Origin of the sequence: uncultured Amaricoccus sp. (assembly GCF_937858865.1) — a bacterium.
Classification (GTDB): Bacteria; Pseudomonadota; Alphaproteobacteria; order Rhodobacterales; family Rhodobacteraceae; genus Amaricoccus.
Genome location: NZ_CALLYO010000357.1, coordinates 1 through 2,721, shown reverse-complemented (window position 1 = coordinate 2,721; position 2,721 = coordinate 1). Strand labels below are relative to the sequence as shown.

The window sequence follows — 2,721 nt, the reverse complement described above, 5'->3', positions numbered from 1 at the left end:
AGCTGCTCCTGCTCGCCGGCGCGGTCGACGCCGCCCGCCACGCCGCGGGACCGGAGGCCGATCCGCGCTTCGCGGCCCTCCTCGCCGTGGCTGGTGCCGGCACGGCTCCGGCGCCGGCGGGGGACGACCTGCTTTCGGCGGCGCTCGCCGGCCTCGCGGGCGCGCCGCCGGCCGACGACCGCGAGGCGCAACTCGCCGGCCTTCTCGACGGCGGCAGGCAGGGGGAGGCGATCCTCGCCGCCCTCGCGCTGCTCCAGGCCGGCGACGAGGTCGCCCCGCCGGAGCTGCGCGCCGGCCTGCGCACGCTGCGCGCCGCCGGGCAGGACGCGAGCGCGCGCGCCATCGCGCTGCAGACGCTGCTCGCGGGCGGCCACTGATGGCCGCCGCCGACCGCTGGCTCGGGCTCTATCTCGAGGCGATCCAGGCCGAGCGCGACGCCGCGCGCAACACGATCCTCTCCTATGCCCGGGACCTCAGCGACTTCGCCGATTTCCTTCGCGGACGGGGCCAGGACTACGCCGGCGCCGGCCGGATCGACATCGAGGCCTATCTCGTCGACCAGGAAGCCCGCGGCATGGCGCTCGCCACGCGGGCGCGGCGGCTCTCGGCCATCCGCCAGCTCTACCGCTTCGCCTTCCTCGAGGGCTGGCGCGAGGACGATCCCGCCGCCCTCATCAAGGGGCCGAAGCGCCGGCGCGCGCTGCCCGGCAACCTCAGCGAGACGGAAGTCGACCGCCTGCTCGAAGCGGCCGGCGCGCTCGGGCGCACCGAGGCCGACCGGCTGCGCGACGTCTGCCTGCTGCAGCTCCTCTACGCCACCGGCCTGCGGGTCAGCGAGCTCGTCTCGCTGCCGCTGGCCGCGGTCCGCGGCGACCCGCGGATGATCCTGGTGCGCGGCAAGGGCGGGCGCGAGCGGATGGTGCCGCTCTCGCCGCCCGCCCGCGCCGCGCTCGCCGCCTGGCTCGCCCATCTCGACGCCGGGGCCGAGGGCGGGGGGCCGGCGCGGCCGCGCTCGCCCTATCTCTTCCCCGCCCGCAGCCGGCGCGGGCACATGACGCGCGAGCGCTTCTTCCTGCTGGTCAAGGACCTCGCCCGGTTCGCCGGTCTCGATGCGGCCAAGGTGTCGCCGCACACGCTGCGCCACGCCTTCGCCACCCACCTGCTCGCCAACGGCGCCGACCTGCGCGTGATCCAGACGCTGCTCGGCCATGCCAGCATCGCGACGACCGAGATCTACACCCACGTGCTCGAGGCGCGGCTGCGCGAGCTCGTGCTCGAGAAGCATCCGCTGTCCGAGGCGGCCGCCCCGGACGCGGCCCCGCTTGCTAGCGAGCGGACCTGACCGCATAAGATCGGAATATCCGACACCTGCTTGGGGACCGACATGACCTCCCTGGCCGAGGCGCCCGCGATCCTTGTCTGGGGAATGGCGGGGGCCGTCGTGCTCCTCGTCCTCGCCTCGGGCTTCCTGGCCGAGTTGCTTGGAACCTATGGTCGTCGTCACCGCAGCGCGGGGCGGCCGCCGCGCTCCGCCTCGGCGAGGACCGCGAGCGGCTGGCGGGCGCGGTTCTCCTCGGCAAGTGCCTCGCCGACCTTCTCGCCACGGCCCTGGCCGCCGCGCTCCTCGCCGGCCTCCTCGGGGCCTGGGGCGCGCTCGCGGCCGCGCTCCTGATGACGGCACTGGTCGTCGTCTTCGCCGAACTCCTGCCGCGGAGCTGGACGGTCGGGCGGGCCGAGGCCCTCGCGGTGCGGGCGGCACCGGTCCTCGTCCCCCTCGTCGCCGTCCTCGCGCCGCCCGCCGGGATGCTCGGCGGCGTCGCGCGCGGGGTCCTCTCGGCCGTCGGCGTCGTCGTGGACCCGAAGGCCGCGGTCCTCTCGGCGCAGCCGGAGATCGCCGGGGCGATCGCGTTGCACCACCCCGAGGGGATGGTCGAATCCGACCGCAACCTGCTGCTCGGGGCGCTCGATCTCGGCGACCGGCAGGTCGAGGAGGTGATGATGCACCGCCGCGACATCGAGATGATCGACGCCGACGCGGCCCCGGCCGAGATCCTCGAGCAGGCGATCAATTCGCCGCACACCCGCCTGCCGATCTTCCGCGGCGAGCCGGAAAACATCGTCGGCGTCATCCACGCCAAGGACCTCTCCCGCGCCGTCCACCGCTTCGTGCGCGAGCAGCGCGCGGGCGAGGGCGCGCTCGAAGGGTTCGACATCATGGACGTGGCGATGCCGCCCTACTTCGTGCCGGAATCGACGCCGCTCGACGAGCAGATGCGCGAGTTCCTCCGCCGCCGCACGCATTTCGCCCTGGTGGTGGACGAATACGGTGCCCTGCAGGGGCTGGTCACGCTCGAGGACATCCTCGAGGAGATCGTCGGCGACATCACCGACGAGCACGACCTCGAGGCCCCGGCCGGCATCGAGCCCCAGCCGGACGGCTCGGTCGAGGTCGACGGCGCGGTCTCGATCCGCGACCTCAACCGCGCCTGCGACTGGAACCTGCCCGACGAGGAGGCCAACACCATCGCCGGCCTCGTCATCCACGAGGCGCAGGCGATCCCGAGCGAGGGGCAGGTCTTCGGCTTCCACGGCTTCCGCTTCGAGGTGCTGAAGCGCGACGGCAACCGCCTGGCCCGGCTGAGGATGCGCCGGCTCGAGTGAGGGCGCTACTTGCCCGGCGACACCGGCTTGCGGCCGCGGATGCGCTGACGCCAGAAGATG

At 74.3% G+C, this 2,721-nt stretch carries 2 protein-coding genes and 1 pseudogene; all 3 read left to right on the top strand.

The window, feature by feature from the left end; all coding sequences use genetic code 11:
- Positions 1-377 (top strand): annotated as a pseudogene (locus Q0112_RS10355) (hypothetical protein); the annotation flags it as partial.
- The gene (locus Q0112_RS10350; protein ID WP_297974855.1) at positions 377-1,342 is read left to right on the top strand and encodes a tyrosine recombinase; all 966 of its coding nucleotides are present in this window, start codon (positions 377-379) and stop codon (positions 1,340-1,342) included. The pseudogene Q0112_RS10355 and the gene Q0112_RS10350, both read left to right, overlap by 1 nt.
- A 17-nt stretch (positions 1,343-1,359) precedes the next feature.
- On the top strand, positions 1,360-2,661 hold the full coding sequence (locus Q0112_RS10345; RefSeq protein ID WP_367278462.1) for an HlyC/CorC family transporter: 1,302 nt from the start codon (positions 1,360-1,362) through the stop codon (positions 2,659-2,661).
- Positions 2,662-2,721: the final 60 nt, after the last annotated feature.